A 13,971-nucleotide genomic window follows, 5' to 3' on the forward strand; every position below is an offset into this window, starting at 1 on the left:
ATGCGCGTCCTCGTCACGGGTGCCGCCGGCAGCCTCGGACGGGTCGTCACGGTCGGCCTCGCCGACCGCGGCCACGACGTCGTCGGGCTCGACCTGGTGCCCGCGCCCGAGGGGACGACGTCCACCTGGCACGAGGCCGACTGCACCGACGCCGACGCCGTGGCGGCCGTGTTCGCCGAGGAGCGACTCGACGCGGTGGTGCACCTGGCCGGCGTGCCCGAGGAGGCATCCCTGCCCGAGGAGCTCACGTCGCACGTGATCACCACCGCGGCGCTGCTCGACGCGATGGTGACCCACCGGGTGCAGCGCCTGGTCTACGCCTCCTCCAACCACGCGGTGGGTCGCACCCCGCGCGCCGCTGGCGAGCTCACCGAGCACGCCCTCCCCCGCCCTGACACCTACTACGGCGTGGGCAAGGTCGCTGCCGAGGCGCTGCTGCGGCTCTTCGTCGACCGCCACGGCATCGACGCCGTCGCCTGCCGGATCGGCTCCTTCCTGGAGGAGCCGACCACGCTGCGCGCGCTCTCCACGTGGCTCTCCCACGACGACGGCGTGCGCATGGTCGAGGCTGCGCTGACCGCACCCGCTCCCGGCTTCGCCGTGCTCTACGGCATCAGCGCCAACACCCGCGCCTGGTGGGACCTCGAGCCGGGGCGCCGGCTCGGCTACGAGCCCCTCGACGACGCCGAGCAGTTCGCCGACCGGATCGTGGCCCGCCCCGAGGACGAGGCCGAGGCCGAGTTCGTCGGCGGCCCCTACGCCACGCCCGCCTTCCACCGGCCGGCGCTCGGCGACTGATCCGGCGCGAGCCCACCGGGCTTGACTTGGAGTGCGCTCCAAGTCGGAGACTGGTGCGGTGACCAGCCTGAGCATCGCCGAGGCCGCCGAGCAGACCGGCCTCACCGCCCACACGCTGCGCTACTACGAGCGCGACGGCCTGCTCCTGCACTCCGTCGAGCGCGCCTCGTCCGGCCACCGCCGCTACACCGACGACGACCTGCGCTGGATCCAGATGGTGACCCGGCTGCGCTCCACCGGCATGCCCATCCGTGACGTACGCCGCTATGCCGCCCTGGTGCGCGAGGGCGACGGCAACGAGGCCGAGCGGCTCGAGCTGCTGCTCGCCCACCGCGAGGTCGTCGAGCGCCAGCTGGCCGAGGTGACCTCGCACCTGCGCGCCATCGACTACAAGATCGCGCTCTACGAGGGAAAGCTCGCTCCGACCGAGTGAGGGCTTGACTTCGAGCGCACTCCAAGGCGAATGGTGGAGGACATGACACAGATCCAGCACCGCACGCTCGGCACCGCCTCGTCCCTCACGGTCAGCGCCCTCGGCCTCGGCTGCATGGGGATGTCGGAGTTCTACGGGACGCCCGACGAGCAGGGCGGCACCGACACCATCCACCGCGCGCTCGACCTCGGCGTGACCTTCCTCGACACCGCCGACATGTACGGCCCGTTCACCAACGAGCTGCTGGTCGGCAAGGCCATCGCCGGTCGCCGCGACGAGGTCCAGCTCGCCACCAAGTTCGGCAACGAGCGGCTGCCCGACGGCACCATGGTCGGCATCAACGGCAGCCCCGACTACGTCCGCAAGGCGTGCGACGACTCGCTCCAGCGCCTCGGCGTCGACCACATCGACCTCTACTACCAGCACCGGGTCGACAAGACGGTGCCGATCGAGGAGACCGTCGGCGCCATGAAGGAGCTCGTCGAGGCGGGCAAGGTGCGCCACCTCGGCCTGTCGGAGGCCTCGGCGGCCACCATCCGCAAGGCCCACGCCGTCCACCCGATCACCGCGCTCCAGACCGAGTACTCGCTGTTCACCCGCGACCTCGAGGACGAGATCCTCCCGACGATCCGCGAGCTGGGCATCGGCCTGGTCCCCTACTCCCCCCTCGGGCGGGGTCTGCTCACCGGCGCGATCAGCGCCGACCGCGGCGCGGCCGGCGAGGCCGACCGCCGCCGCTCGGAGTACTTCCCCCGCTTCCAGGGCGAGGCGCTCGACGCCAACCTCGCGCTGGTCGAGAAGGTCCGCGAGATCGCGTCCGTAAAGGGCTGCACTCCCGGCCAGCTCGCCCTCGCCTGGGTGCTGGCCCAGGGTGACTCCGAGCTGGGGGTCGTCCCGATCCCGGGCACCAAGCGCGTGAAGTACCTCGAGGAGAACGTCGGCGCCCTCGACGTCGAGCTCACGTCCGACGACCTCGCCGCGCTCGAGCAGGCCGTCCCGCGCGACGCCGTTGTCGGCGACCGCTACGGCAACATGGCCTCCATCGACGCCTGAGCGGGCACGTCGTCCCCGTCCGGTCAGGTCGCGGCGATGCCGACCCGGCCCTCGCGGAAGGCGTCGACGAAGAGGGCGTGGTCCTCGCGCACCCGGACGGCGTAAGCGATCCCCCAGTCGCCCAGCCAGGTGACGAAGTCGTTGCGGCGACCGTGCAGGGACTGCGCGATGGCCTCCTCCACCTGGAAGTCGACGAGGTCCTGGTGGCTGTCCTCGTCGGAGGCGCAGTGGATCTTGGCGGTCGCGCGACCGAGCAGGTCCACGACCGCGCGCATCTCGTCGGGCTCGTTGACCTCGTCCCAGTCGAGGTCCACCTCGTAGGGCGACACCTCGGAGACGACGTAGCCGGTGTCGCCGACGCGGGTGTGGCCGAGCAGGGGGTCGGTGTGGACCTGCAGCGCCCGCTGGCTGACCGCCGTGCGGTGGCCCTCGTGCTCGAAGTAGGCGTCCACCTCGCTGGTGTCGACGAAGCGACTGACCGCGGGGACGTTGGCCTGCTTCATGCTCAGCACGACGTCGTTGTCGAGGGCCTGGCTGTAGCCCTCCACCAGCACGTTGTACGCCGGCAGGCCGGCGCTGCCGATGCCGAAGCCGGACTTGCCGACGACGTCGCGCAGCTCGTAGAACAGGTCGCGGTCGAAGCGCTTGGACTCCGGGATCGTGTCGAGGTAGCCCCGGAAGGCCGCGACGACCTCGGCCCGCTCCCCCCGCGCGAGGCGACGGGTGGTGCCGTCCTCGAGGAATCGCCGACGGCCGTCCTTCATCGCGGTGATGCTGTCGAGCAGGTCGGCGCGCCGCATCGATCGCGCCTCGACCAGCGCGGTCAGCACCGGCCCGTGCGCGTTGTCGATCCGGATCGCGAAGTCGTCGTCGTCGGAGTCGACGTAGTGCGAGACCTGCGCGAGGTAGGACCGCGCGTAGCGCGCGATGAGCTTGCGGATCGCCTCCTCGGGAAGCGCCTTCTGCCAGCCGACCAGCGCGAGGCTCGCGGCGAAGCGCTGCAGGTCCCACGTGAATCGTCCGACGTAGGCCTCGTCGAAGTCGTTGACGTCGAAGATCAGCCGGCCGTCGGAGTTGAGGTAGGTGCCGAAGTTCTCCACGTGCAGGTCGCCGTGGATCCAGATCCGCTCGGCGTCGTGGTCGGCCCACGGGTCCTCGTCGGCCGTGACGTCGTTGTAGAACAGGCACGCGGTGCCGCGGTAGAAGGCGTGCGGGTCACGCGCCATCTTGCGGTACTTGGCCCGGAACGCGGCCGGATCGGCGCGCATCAGGGGAGCGAAGGCGTCGCGCAGCACCTCGACGATGGTGGCGGTCCGGTCGGTGGGCACTGGCGCAATCTAGCCCCGTCGCGCCGCTCGCGGTCCACCCCCGCACCGTGCGTGGCTGCCGTTCCCGGCCATGCGATAGACATGGGTCATGGCAACCACACAACTCGGCGACACCACCGTCAACACCGTGGGCGAGCTCCCCGCGGTCGGCTCGCAGGCACCCGGCTTCGACCTGGTCGGACTGAAGTTCCAGCCGCTCACCGACGCCGACGTCGCGGGCAAGCGTGTCGTCCTCAACATCTTCCCCAGCATCGACACCGGCGTGTGCCAGGCGAGCGTGCGGAAGTTCAACGAGCTCGCCGGCGGCCTGGACAACACCACCGTCGTCAACGTCTCGGTGGACCTCCCGCTGGCGCAGGCCCGTTTCTGCGGCGCCGAGGGCATCGACGACGTCGAGGTCGGGTCTGCCTTCCGCTCCTCGTTCGGCGAGGACTACGGCGTCGCGATGGCCGACGGCGGGTGGCAGGGCATGCTCGCCCGCGCGGTCGTCGTCCTCGACACCGACCGCACCGTGCTCCACACGCAGCTCACTGACGCGATCGGAGTGGAGCCCGACTACGACGCCGCGGTGGCCGCGCTCTCCTGAGCCACCCCGCCGGCGCGGCCCACCGGGCCGCGCCGGCGATCAGGCACCGCCCGGCCGCCGTGCTGCATCACCGCAGCGACGCGAGCCACTCGTGCTCCGCCTCGGGCAGCACCCGGGCGCCCAGGAAGACCTCCGTCAGCTCCTTGTCGCCCATGGCCGCACGGAAGAACATCGGCACCGTGAGCCCGTGTCCCGGCCGGTGCACGACCTCGATGGGGTCGCCGCGGTCGATCACGCCGGCCTCCCGCACCGCGAGGTAGGCGCCGGTGCGGCCGTGATCGGCGAAACGGCGTACCCAGCGGGGCTCGCGCATGCGGGCGGCGAACGTCGCGCACGGGACGCGCGGCCCGCAGACCTCGAGCAGGGTCAGCCCGACCCTCCACAGCTCGCCCACCTCGGCGTCGTCGACCTCGAGACCCCAGGTGGTGAGGTTCTCGCCGAACATCCCGTCCGGCAGGTCGCGGCCGAGCTCACGTCCCCACCGGTCGAGCTCCTCGCGGGCGAAGGCGTAGACCGCTTGGGTCTCGCCGCCGTGGTGCTTGCGGCTGCCGATGGCGTCGCCGACCACGCCGCTGCCGAGCCCGCCGCGCTTGGGCCCCGGGTCGCGGACCGCGATCTGCTCAACCGGGCGCTTGCAGATGCCCGAGGGGCGACGCACGCCCTCGACCGTCTCCAGCCTGCCGGCGTTGACGGAGAGGACGGTGGCGCTCACGGCGCGAGGCTAGCCCGGCCGGCGCCGGGCCGCCTCCGGATATCAGCTGTCGCCGGCGTGGCAGACGGCCTCGATGTTGTTGCCCTCGGTGTCGCGGACGAAGGCGCCGTAGTAGCCGGCGTGGTACTCCGGCCACAGACGGGGCTCGTGGAGCGACTCCGCGCCGGCCGCGAGCGCCTCTGCGTGGAAGGCGCGCACGGTCGCGGCGTCAGGGGCGCTGAAGGCGACGTGCACCTCGCGGTTGGCCCCGACTCCCTCGAAGGTGCTGATCCAGAAGTCAGGTCCCTCGGTGCCGTAGCCGATGGCCACGTCGAGGTCCATGATCCGTCGGTGGCCGAGGACCCCGAGGACCCGGTCGTAGAACGCTGCTGCCCGCTGCAGGTCGGTGCAGTTGATGCCCAGGTGATCGATCATCCTGCGATCGTCGCACCGGGTGCCGACACTGGCCATCGAGCTGGGCGCCGCCACGGACTACGGTTCCCACATGACCGCACCGAACGACCTCATCGAGCAGGCCCGGGCGTGGGCCGCCGAGGACCCCGACGCGCAGACCCGGGCCGAGCTGGAGGCGCTCGTCGCCGCTGCTGAGCGCGGCGAGGAGACCGACCTCGCCGACCGCTTCGCCGGCACCCTCGAGTTCGGCACGGCCGGGCTGCGCGGCGCCCTCGGTGCCGGGCCCAACCGGATGAACCGGGTCGTGGTCACCCGTGCAGCGGCCGGCCTGGCGGCGTACCTCCGCGACACCGGGCACCGCGGCGGCTCCGTCGTGATCGGCTTCGACGCCCGCCACAACTCCGACGTCTTCGCGCGCGACACGGCCGAGATCATGACCGGCGCCGGCTTCAAGGCCTTCGTGATGCCGCGGACGCTGCCCACCCCGCTCCTCGCCTTCGCGATCCGCGAGCTCGGCTGCGCGGCCGGGGTGATGGTCACCGCCAGCCACAACCCGCCGCAGGACAACGGCTACAAGGTCTACCTCGGTGACGGCAGCCAGATCGTGCCGCCGGCCGACAGCGAGATCGCCGCCCGGATCGCCGCCGTGGGCCCGCTCGCCGAGCTGCCGCGCGGCGACGCCGGCACGGTCGTGAGCGAGCAGATCGTGGACCGCTACCTCGACACGGTCGCCGGCCTCGCCGAGGACGGGCCGCGCGACCTGTCCGTCGTCTACACCCCGCTGCACGGCGTCGGCGGCACGACGGTCGCGCAGGTGCTGGAGACCGCCGGCTTCGACGCGCCCCACGTCGTCGAGCAGCAGGAGCACCCCGACCCGGACTTCCCGACGGTGTCCTTCCCCAACCCCGAGGAGCCCGGGGCGATGGACCTCGCGATGGCGCTGGCGGCGGACACGCGCGCCGACCTCGTGGTGGCCAACGACCCCGACGCCGACCGCTGCGCCGTGGCCGTGCCGGACGCGCACGGCTGGCGGATGCTGCGCGGCGACGAGGTGGGCGCCCTGCTGGCCCACCACCTGCTGGCCCGCGGGCACCGGGGCACCTACGCCAACTCGATCGTGTCCTCCAGCCTGCTCGGCAAGATGGCCGCGGCCGCCGGCCAGCCGCACGAGGAGACCCTCACCGGCTTCAAGTGGATCGGCCGCGTCGAGGGACTGGCCTTCGGCTACGAGGAGGCCCTGGGCTACTGCTGCGACCCCGAGCACGTGCGGGACAAGGACGGCGTCTCGGCACTGCTGCTGGTCTGCGAGCTCGCGGCGCAGGCCAAGGCCGAGGGGCGTGGCCTCACCGACATCCTCGACGACATCGCCCGCGTGCACGGCCTGCACGCCACCGACCAGCTCTCCGTGCGCTTCGACGACCTGGCCGACATCCCGGCCACCATGGACCGCCTGCGCAGCGCTCCCCCGACCACCCTCGGCGGCCTCGCGGTCGAGCGGGTCGAGGACCTGTCCGAGGGTTCGGCGCAGCTGCCGCCGACCGACGGCCTGCGCTACTCGCTCGCCGAGGGCGCCCGCGTGATCGTGCGCCCGAGCGGCACGGAGCCGAAGGTGAAGTGCTACCTCGAGGTCGTCGTCCCCGTCGAGCCCGGGCCCGACGGCGGCGGCGTCGACGCCGCCCGGATCTCCGCGGCAGGCCGGCTCGACGCCATCACCGCCGACCTGCGCGGGGTCGCCTTCGGGCAGCCGTCGGGTGCGTGACGTGCGCGCGCACCGAGCTTCGAGCCCCCTCGCCCTCACCCTCGCCGTCGCCGCCGGACTGCTGGCCGCGGCACCCGCCACGGCGGCGTACGACCCGGTCACGCACCGCAGCGCACCGCGGACCTGGCACGTCGGGCCGGGCCAGGAGCTCGCCACGCCGAGCGCCGCGGCGGCCGTGGCGCGCGACGGCGACACCGTGCTGATCGACGCCGGCACCTACTCCGGAGACGTCGCGGCCTGGACCCAGGACGACCTGACGCTGCGCGGTGTTGGTGGCCGGGCGCACCTGCGCGCCGACGGGCAGGACGCTCAGGGGAAGGCGATCTGGGTGATCGCCGGCGACCGGACACGCGTCGACCGGATCGAGCTCAGCGGCGCCTCGGTGCCCGACCGCAACGGCGCTGGCATCCGGCAGGAGGGCACCGACCTCACCGTCACCCGCAGCTGGTTCCACGACAACGAGAACGGCATCCTCACCGGCGCCGACCCCGACAGCGACATCGTCATCCGGCGCTCGCGGTTCTTCCGCAACGGCTTCGGTGACGGCTACTCCCACAACCTCTACGTCGGCGCCGTCCGCTCCCTGACCGTGGCCGGCAGCTGGCTCAGCGACGCCGACACCGGCCACGAGCTGAAGTCGCGCGCCGCGCGCAACACCATCGTCGCCAACCGGATCAGCGACGGCGACGCCACGGCCAGCTACTCCATCGACCTACCCAACGGCGGGCGGTCACTGGTCGCGGGCAACGTGGTCGTGCAGGGGCCGCGCTCGGAGAACCCGGCGCTGGTCTCCTACGGTGCCGAGGGCCTGACCAACGCCTCCCACACCCTGTGGGTCGTCAACAACACCTTCGTCAACCAGCGCTCGAGCGGCACCTTCGTCGCCCTCGCCGAGGGCAGCCGGGCCCGACTGGTGAACAACCTGCTCGTCGGGCCGGGCGACCTGACCACCGGGACGGCGGCCTCCCGCGCCAACCGTCGGGTGCAGCCGTCCACCTTCGTCGACGCGGCAGCCGAGGACTTCGACCTGACCGCCTCGTCCCCGGCGCTCGACCGCGGCGTGCGGGTCCCGGCTCGCTGGCGCGCGCGCTGGGAGTACGTCGCACCCGCGGGGCTCGTGCGTCGCCCGGTCGTCGGACGGACCGACCTCGGCGCCCACGAGCTGCGCTGACCACCGCCGCAGCGCGTCGCGTCACGGCGTGACGACCACGTTCCCGACCTTGCGTCCGGTGTCGACGACCCGGTGCGCCTCGGCGACGTCGTCGAGCGGCATCGTCCGGCTCACCACCACCCGCAGGTCGCCCGAGGCCACGAGGTCGAGCAGCCGCGCGAAGTACTCCGGCTTCTCCGGGGAGGGGCCGGCGACCACGTCGCCGCGGGCGCGCAGGGTCTGACCGAGGTCGGCCACCGCCAGCAGCAGGACGCCGCCCGGGGCGAGCAGGGCCCGGCCGCCGGCGATGTCGATGTTGCCGACGGTGTCGAGCACGACGTCGTACGACCCCGGGAGGCTGGCGAGCGGGGTGGTCGTGTGGTCCACGACCTCCTCGGCGCCGAGCGAACGGACCAGGTCGGCGTTCGCCCCGCTGCACACCCCGGTCACGCGGCCTCCGGCCAGCCGCGCGAGCTGCACCGCCGAGGTGCCGATCGCGCCGGAGGCGCCGTTGACCAGCACCCGGTGACCGGGGCGCACGCGGTCGCGCAGGTAGTGCAGGGCCGTGGTGCCGCCGAAGAGGACACCGGCGGCGTCCTGGTGGGACACCCCTGCCGGCTTCACGACCAGCCGGTCGGCGCGCGCGACCACGAGCTCGGCGTGCGTGCCGAACCGGACGCCGGTCATGCCGCACACCTCGTCACCGACCGCGATCCCCGAGACGCCGGGCCCGACCTCCTCGACCACGCCCGAGAAGACCCCGCCGAGCACGGCGCGTCGCGGACGTCGTACGCCGAACGCGAGCCGCGCGAAGGTGCCGAAGCCCCGCGGGAAGCGCGCTCCCCTGATCCGCCCGTCGGCCGAGGTGACGGCCGCGGCCCGGACCCGGACCAGCACCCGCCCCTTCCCCCGCACCGGCGGGTCGGGCACCTCGCGCACCTCGACCACCTCCGGCGGTCCGTACCGCTCCACCACCGCTGCCTTCATGACATCCTCTCCCTTACACCTGTAAGCCAGATCGACACCGTAGCCTTACAGCCGTAAGACAGCCAGCGGAGGAGACGACGATGTCCAGACCACCCCTCTCCTCCGAGCGCATCGTCGACGCCGCCAGCCGGGTCGCGGACCGGGCCGGCCTGGCGGGCGTCAGCATGCGCAGCGTGGGGCGCGAGCTCGGCGTGGAGGCGATGTCGCTCTACCACCACGTCGCCAGCAAGGACGCGCTCCTCGACGGCCTCGCCGACTGGATCTTCGTCCGCATCGATGCCCCCGCGGCGGGGCGGCCGTGGCGTGCCCAGATGGAGGCGCGCGCCCACTCCGCCCGCGCGGTGCTCGCCGCGCACCCGTGGGGCCTGGGCCTCATCGAGTCGCGTCGCACCCCTGGCCCGGCGAACCTGCGCCACCACGACGCCGTCCTCGGTTGCCTGCGCGCCTCCGGCTTCTCTGTGGCGCTCGCAGCGCACGCCTTCTCGGTGCTCGACGCCTACGTCTACGGCTTCGTGCTGACCGAGGTGAACCTCCCCTTCCAGCCCGGCGAGGCGGCGGAGGACTTCGTCGAGGACCTGGGCCTGGTGATGGCCGAGCACCCCCACCTCGCCGAGATGGTCGCCGAGCAGGTCGTGGGCCGCGACTACGCCTACGGCGACGAGTTCGACTACGGACTCGCGCTCGTCCTCGACGGGCTCGAGGCGCGGTTCGCGGCAGGCTGAGGTCGCCGCGAACCGGGACTCAGACGAAGAACGACACCACCAGCACGGCCGCGGAGGCGGCGAGCAGGCCGATCGGCAGCCACGCGCGCTCACGGCGCACGGCGTCGGGCAGGGCGAGCTGGTCGGGCGAGCCGGGCCGGACGCCGGCCGCGGTGCGTGCGCTGTCGACGAGCTCGTAGAGGCGCTGCTCCACGAAGTCGGCGTAGGGCATGCCCTCCTGCGGGCCGCCCTCGCCCGACGGACGGTGGCGGGTCTGGGCAGCCTTGCGCCAGCTGCGGCCCACCACGGTGGACACCCACCGGCGGTCGGCGGCGCGCACCGCCAGGACCTGGCGCACGGCCAGCTCCTCGACCGCGGCGAGGCGGATGTGGACCGTCTCGGCCAGGTTGCGCATGACCAGGTGGTCGCCGGTCACCCAGAGCGCCGGGCGCAGCATCGCGGCCCAGGAGAGCACCCCGACGAGCAGGGCGCCGCCGAACACCCACATCGGGAAGCCCTCGTCGCGGTAGGCCACTCCGGCGACCACCACGGCAGCGGCGAGGAGCATCGTCAGCCAGCCGGTCAACCGGCCGCTCGTGGGGTGGAACCTCTCCACGACGGTGGTCCGGTCGTCCTCCACGCGTGCCATGTTCTCCTCGTCGATTTGGGCAGACATTGGCCCGCCGGCGATTGTCCGGGGCCATCGGGCCAACTCTATGCTGGGTCGGTGACACCCACTGCCAGCTCAACGGTGAGCACCCCTGCGACATCGGCGGTCTACGACGACGTCGTGCGTACGGACTCCTCGCTCCGCCGATTCCTCCACGGCCTCCCCGGAGTCGACCAGGTCGGGTGCGAGGCCCGCGCCGCCGGCCTCGCGACCCGGTCGATCAAGACCACGTCGAAGGCCTGGGCCATCGACCTGGCCATCCGGATGGTCGACCTGACCACGCTGGAGGGCCAGGACACCCACGGCAAGGTCCGCGCCCTCGCCTCGAAGGCGATGCGACCCGACCCGGCCGACCCGACCTGCCCGGCCACCGCCGCGGTCTGCGTCTACCCCGACATGGTCGCCACCGCCAAGCAGACGCTCGGCGACAGCGGCGTCCACGTCGCGGCCGTCGCCACCGCGTTCCCCAGCGGCCGTGCGGCGATGGACATCAAGCTCGCCGACACGCGCGACGCGGTCGAGGCCGGTGCCGACGAGATCGACATGGTCATCGACCGTGGCGCGTTCCTGTCGGGTCGCTACCTCCAGGTCTTCGAGGAGATCGCCCAGGTCCGTGCGGCCTGCGCCAGGCCCGACGGCACCAGTGCCCACCTCAAGGTGATCTTCGAGACCGGCGAGCTGCAGACCTACGACAACGTCCGCCGTGCCAGCTGGTTGGCGATGATGGCCGGAGGCCACTTCATCAAGACCTCCACGGGCAAGGTGCAGCCGGCGGCGACGCTCCCGGTCACGCTGATCATGCTCGAGGCGGTGCGCGACTTCCGCGACCAGACCGGCCAGATGGTCGGCGTGAAGCCCGCCGGCGGCATCAAGACCACCAAGGACGCCATCAAGTACCTCGTGATGGTCAACGAGACCTGCGGCGACGACTGGCTCGACCCCGACTGGTTCCGGTTCGGCGCTTCCACGCTGCTCAACGACCTGCTGATGCAGCGCACCAAGATGACGACCGGTCGCTACTCCGGTCCCGACTACTTCACGCTGGACTGAGGTCGACAGACATGTCTTTCGAGTACGCCCCCGCACCCGAGTCGCGCGCCGTCGTCGACATCAAGCCGTCCTACGGCCTGTTCATCAACGGTGAGTTCACCGACGGCACCGGCACCGCCTTCAAGACGATCAACCCCGCGACCGAGGAGGTCCTCGCCGAGGTCGCCGAGGCCAGCGACGCCGACGTCGACGAGGCCGTGAAGGCCGCTCGCCGCGCCTACACCCGCGTCTGGTCCCGGATGTCCGGTGCCGAGCGCGCCAAGTACCTCTACCGGATCGCCCGGATCATCCAGGAGCGCGGCCGCGAGCTCGCGGTCCTGGAGTCGATCGACAACGGCAAGCCGATCAAGGAGTCCCGCGACGTCGACGTGCCGATCGTCGCCGCCCACTTCTTCTACTACGCCGGCTGGGCCGACAAGCTCGAGTACTCCGGCTACGGCTCGACCCCGCTGGGTGTCGCCGGCCAGGTCATCCCGTGGAACTTCCCGCTGCTGATGCTGGCGTGGAAGATCGCCCCGGCACTCGCGTGCGGCAACACCGTCGTGCTCAAGCCGGCCGAGACCACCCCGCTGACCGCGCTGCTGTTCGCGGAGATCTGCCAGCAGGCCGACCTCCCGCCCGGAGTCGTCAACATCGTCACCGGCGCCGGCGACACCGGCCGCGCGATCGTGTCGCACCCCGACGTCGACAAGGTCGCCTTCACGGGCTCGACCGAGGTCGGCAAGGCGATCGCCCGCACGGTGGCCGGCACCGACAAGAAGGTCACCCTCGAGCTCGGCGGCAAGGCCGCCAACATCGTCTTCGACGACGCCCCCGTGGACCAGGCGGTGGAGGGCATCGTCAACGGCATCTTCTTCAACCAGGGTCACGTCTGCTGCGCCGGCTCCCGCCTGCTCGTGCAGGAGTCCATCGCCGACGACCTGCTCGAGCGGCTCAAGCGACGGATGTCGACGCTGCGGATGGGCGACCCGCTCGACAAGAACACCGACGTGGGCGCCATCAACTCCGGTGAGCAGCTGATGCGCATCCGCGAGCTCTCCGAGGTCGGCGACGCCGAGGGCGCCGAGCGCTGGGAGGTCGCCTGCGACCTGCCCACCAAGGGCTTCTGGTTCCCGCCGACGATCTTCACCGGCGTCTCCCAGGCCCACCGGATCGCCCGTGAGGAGATCTTCGGCCCGGTCCTGTCCGTCCTGACCTTCCGCACCCCGTCCGAGGCGATCGAGAAGGCCAACAACACGCCGTTCGGGCTCTCGGCCGGCGTGTGGACCGACAAGGGCTCGCGCATCCTGTCCATGGCCAACCGGCTCCGCGCCGGCGTCGTCTGGGCCAACACGTTCAACAAGTTCGACCCCACCTCGCCGTTCGGCGGCTACAAGGAGTCCGGCTACGGCCGCGAAGGCGGTCGCCACGGCCTCGAGGCCTACCTGAAGGGAGCGGACGCGTGAGCCGCATCGACGTACGCAAGACGTACAAGCTCTACATCGGCGGCCAGTTCCCGCGCTCGGAGTCGGGCCGCTCCTACGTCGTCAACGACGCCAAGGGCCGCCTGCTGGCCAACGCCGCGCAGGCCTCCCGCAAGGACGCGCGTGACGCCGTCGTGGCCGCCCGCTCGGCCTTCCCCGGCTGGTCGGGCAAGACGGCGTACAACCGGGCGCAGGTCGTCTACCGCGTCGCCGAGGTCCTCGAGGGCCGCCGCGAGCAGTTCGAGGCCGAGCTCCGCGCCGCGGAGGGCATCAGCCCCGCCCGGGCGCGCACCTACGTAGACGCCGCGATCGACCGGCTCGTCTGGTACGCCGGCTGGGCCGACAAGATCACCCAGGTCGTCGGCAACGCCAACCCCGTCGCGGGCCCGTTCTTCAACCTGTCCACGCCCGAGCCCAGCGGCGTCATCGCCGTGATCGCACCCCGCGGTCCGCTCCTGGGCCTGGTCAGCGTGGTCGCGCCGCTCATCGTCACCGGCAACACCGTCGTGGTGGTCGCGAGCGAGGACAACCCGCTGACCGCGATCACCCTCGGTGAGGTCATGGCGACCAGCGACCTGCCTGGTGGCGTGGTCAACGTGCTCACCGGCTCGCAGGCCGAGATCGCCCCCTGGCTGGCCTCGCACATGGACGTCAACGGCATCGACCTGACCGGCGTGGACGACGCCGCCCTCGCCGTCGACCTCGAGGTGGCCGCGGCCGACAACCTCAAGCGCGTACGCCGTCCCGCCCCCGACACCGACTGGCTGGTCCAGCCCGACCTGGACCGGATGACCCGGTTCCTGGAGACCAAGACGGTCTGGCACCCGATCGGCGTCTGAGCCACCGCACCACCGACGAAGGCCCCCGGAGGAATCTCCGGGGGCCTTC

At 72.2% G+C, this 13,971-nt stretch carries 15 protein-coding genes; 10 read left to right on the forward strand and 5 right to left on the reverse strand.

Annotation, left to right across the window (positions count from 1 at the left end; genetic code table 11):
• The 3 genes from ASC64_RS17845 to ASC64_RS17855 are packed head-to-tail and all read left to right on the forward strand — an operon-like array spanning position 1 to position 2,284.
• Positions 1-798 (forward strand): NAD-dependent epimerase/dehydratase family protein, encoded by a 798-nt coding sequence (locus tag ASC64_RS17845; RefSeq protein ID WP_056908898.1) that lies wholly within the window; start codon positions 1-3, stop codon positions 796-798.
• Positions 799-856: 58 nt separating this feature from the next.
• Positions 857-1,231: a MerR family transcriptional regulator gene (locus ASC64_RS17850; protein ID WP_056909012.1), complete on the forward strand. Its 375-nt coding sequence runs from the start codon at positions 857-859 to the stop codon at positions 1,229-1,231.
• A gap of 42 nt (positions 1,232-1,273) precedes the next feature.
• Positions 1,274-2,284, forward strand: coding sequence for an aldo/keto reductase (locus ASC64_RS17855; protein ID WP_156385272.1), 1,011 nt, complete (start codon positions 1,274-1,276; stop codon positions 2,282-2,284).
• A 23-nt stretch (positions 2,285-2,307) separates the two neighbouring features.
• Here ASC64_RS17855 and ASC64_RS17860 read toward each other — a convergent pair whose 3' ends face one another.
• Positions 2,308-3,612 (reverse strand): DUF2252 domain-containing protein, encoded by a 1,305-nt coding sequence (locus tag ASC64_RS17860; RefSeq protein ID WP_235563812.1) that lies wholly within the window; start codon positions 3,610-3,612, stop codon positions 2,308-2,310.
• A gap of 88 nt (positions 3,613-3,700) precedes the next feature.
• On the opposite strand from ASC64_RS17860, the gene tpx reads away from it, so the two are divergent.
• Positions 3,701-4,198 carry a thiol peroxidase gene (gene tpx, locus ASC64_RS17865; RefSeq protein ID WP_056908901.1) on the forward strand — a complete coding sequence of 166 codons (498 nt, stop codon included), beginning with the start codon at positions 3,701-3,703 and terminating at the stop codon, positions 4,196-4,198.
• A gap of 67 nt (positions 4,199-4,265) precedes the next feature.
• On the opposite strand, the gene ASC64_RS17870 is transcribed toward tpx, so the two are convergent.
• Entirely contained in the window at positions 4,266-4,910 is a 645-nt protein-coding gene (locus ASC64_RS17870; protein WP_082550607.1) for an MOSC domain-containing protein, read from the reverse strand.
• 42 nt (positions 4,911-4,952) lie between these two features.
• Positions 4,953-5,324: a VOC family protein gene (locus tag ASC64_RS17875; RefSeq protein WP_056908902.1), complete on the reverse strand. Its 372-nt coding sequence runs from the start codon at positions 5,322-5,324 to the stop codon at positions 4,953-4,955.
• A 70-nt stretch (positions 5,325-5,394) separates the two neighbouring features.
• On the opposite strand from ASC64_RS17875, the gene ASC64_RS17880 reads away from it, so the two are divergent.
• Both ASC64_RS17880 and ASC64_RS17885 read left to right on the forward strand, forming a co-directional pair.
• Positions 5,395-7,062, forward strand: coding sequence for a phospho-sugar mutase (locus tag ASC64_RS17880; protein WP_056909014.1), 1,668 nt, complete (start codon positions 5,395-5,397; stop codon positions 7,060-7,062).
• A gap of 1 nt (position 7,063) precedes the next feature.
• Positions 7,064-8,233 carry a right-handed parallel beta-helix repeat-containing protein gene (locus ASC64_RS17885; protein ID WP_200937881.1) on the forward strand — a complete coding sequence of 390 codons (1,170 nt, stop codon included), beginning with the start codon at positions 7,064-7,066 and terminating at the stop codon, positions 8,231-8,233.
• A gap of 21 nt (positions 8,234-8,254) precedes the next feature.
• Here the strand turns inward: ASC64_RS17885 and ASC64_RS17890 are convergent, their stop codons facing one another.
• The gene (locus ASC64_RS17890) at positions 8,255-9,199 is read right to left on the reverse strand and encodes an NAD(P)-dependent alcohol dehydrogenase (RefSeq protein ID WP_056908904.1); all 945 of its coding nucleotides are present in this window, start codon (positions 9,197-9,199) and stop codon (positions 8,255-8,257) included.
• A gap of 80 nt (positions 9,200-9,279) precedes the next feature.
• Here ASC64_RS17890 and ASC64_RS17895 point away from each other — a divergent pair, with 80 nt between their 5' ends.
• The gene (locus ASC64_RS17895) at positions 9,280-9,921 is read left to right on the forward strand and encodes a TetR/AcrR family transcriptional regulator (protein WP_056908905.1); all 642 of its coding nucleotides are present in this window, start codon (positions 9,280-9,282) and stop codon (positions 9,919-9,921) included.
• Between the two features lie 19 nt (positions 9,922-9,940).
• Here ASC64_RS17895 and ASC64_RS17900 read toward each other — a convergent pair whose 3' ends face one another.
• A complete protein-coding gene (locus ASC64_RS17900; RefSeq protein ID WP_162245822.1) occupies positions 9,941-10,576 on the reverse strand; it encodes a hypothetical protein in 636 nt (211 codons plus the stop codon).
• 51 nt (positions 10,577-10,627) lie between these two features.
• Between ASC64_RS17900 and deoC the strand changes: the two genes are divergently transcribed.
• The 3 genes from deoC to ASC64_RS17915 are packed head-to-tail and all read left to right on the forward strand — an operon-like array spanning position 10,628 to position 13,922.
• A complete protein-coding gene (gene deoC, locus ASC64_RS17905; RefSeq protein WP_056908907.1) occupies positions 10,628-11,620 on the forward strand; it encodes a deoxyribose-phosphate aldolase in 993 nt (330 codons plus the stop codon).
• An 11-nt stretch (positions 11,621-11,631) separates the two neighbouring features.
• Positions 11,632-13,065, forward strand: coding sequence for an aldehyde dehydrogenase family protein (locus ASC64_RS17910; protein WP_056908908.1), 1,434 nt, complete (start codon positions 11,632-11,634; stop codon positions 13,063-13,065).
• Positions 13,062-13,922: an aldehyde dehydrogenase family protein gene (locus ASC64_RS17915; protein ID WP_056908909.1), complete on the forward strand. Its 861-nt coding sequence runs from the start codon at positions 13,062-13,064 to the stop codon at positions 13,920-13,922. Before ASC64_RS17910 ends, ASC64_RS17915 begins: the two co-directional genes overlap by 4 nt.
• Positions 13,923-13,971: the final 49 nt, after the last annotated feature.

Source organism: Nocardioides sp. Root122 (assembly GCF_001425025.1).
Taxonomy (GTDB): domain Bacteria; phylum Actinomycetota; class Actinomycetes; order Propionibacteriales; family Nocardioidaceae; genus Nocardioides.

What these genes read in the sequence shown, in the direction of transcription:
- ASC64_RS17845 (WP_056908898.1), top strand. Translation starts at nt 1, where the DNA reads ATGCGCGTCCTCGTCACGGGTGCCGCCGGCAGCCTCGGACGGGTCGTC.
- ASC64_RS17855 (WP_156385272.1), top strand. Translation starts at nt 1,274, where the DNA reads ATGACACAGATCCAGCACCGCACGCTCGGCACCGCCTCGTCCCTCACG.
- tpx (WP_056908901.1), top strand. Translation starts at nt 3,701, where the DNA reads ATGGCAACCACACAACTCGGCGACACCACCGTCAACACCGTGGGCGAG.
- ASC64_RS17875 (WP_056908902.1), bottom strand. Translation starts at nt 5,324, where the DNA reads ATGATCGATCACCTGGGCATCAACTGCACCGACCTGCAGCGGGCAGCA.
- ASC64_RS17880 (WP_056909014.1), top strand. Translation starts at nt 5,395, where the DNA reads ATGACCGCACCGAACGACCTCATCGAGCAGGCCCGGGCGTGGGCCGCC.
- ASC64_RS17890 (WP_056908904.1), bottom strand. Translation starts at nt 9,199, where the DNA reads ATGAAGGCAGCGGTGGTGGAGCGGTACGGACCGCCGGAGGTGGTCGAG.
- ASC64_RS17895 (WP_056908905.1), top strand. Translation starts at nt 9,280, where the DNA reads ATGTCCAGACCACCCCTCTCCTCCGAGCGCATCGTCGACGCCGCCAGC.
- ASC64_RS17900 (WP_162245822.1), bottom strand. Translation starts at nt 10,576, where the DNA reads ATGTCTGCCCAAATCGACGAGGAGAACATGGCACGCGTGGAGGACGAC.
- ASC64_RS17910 (WP_056908908.1), top strand. Translation starts at nt 11,632, where the DNA reads ATGTCTTTCGAGTACGCCCCCGCACCCGAGTCGCGCGCCGTCGTCGAC.